Genomic DNA, 531 nt, shown 5'->3' on the forward strand with positions numbered 1-531 from the left:
GTTGCCTTCTCAAGTCTTTTCCCTGCTATGTTGTCTATTGTTGTTCTTAATCTTCCTTCTCCCAACTGACCCAAAAAGTTTCTGTTATCATCTCCTCTATCATTTATTGATTCTTTTATTGCTGTCCCTATATCCTTTATTTCCTGTTTTGCTTTATCCAAATCCTCTTTAAATCTTGAAGGATTTGTCAGGTAATCTATTGTCTGTCCTTCTATATTTATATTTGTACTGTTGTGAGTGTCTTTTGTTATTTCATTGGCTTTTGTAATATCTCTGTTAATAGGGGCTCCTGTTGCATTTCCTATTTCTATATCGCCTAATACCGTATTTCTTGACATGCCTTCCTTATCACGTTTTTCCTGATTTATCCCTATTCCGCCTATAGGATTCTTTCCTGCCTGTAGGTTTATTGAACCGCCTGTTGTTGTCAGTATATCATGATTTTCTATATCTTTTCCTACATATTCATTTATTTTTACTTTACTGTTGCCTTCTTTGCCTATTATTGATCCTGTATTTGTTGTTTTACCT

General features: G+C 34.3%; 1 pseudogene. It reads right to left on the minus strand.

Features of this window, described 5'->3' with window-relative positions:
- Positions 1-531: pseudogene (locus EII29_RS12325) on the minus strand (hemolysin); the annotation flags it as partial.

Source organism: Leptotrichia sp. OH3620_COT-345, from assembly GCF_003932895.1.
GTDB lineage: Bacteria > Fusobacteriota > Fusobacteriia > Fusobacteriales > Leptotrichiaceae > Pseudoleptotrichia.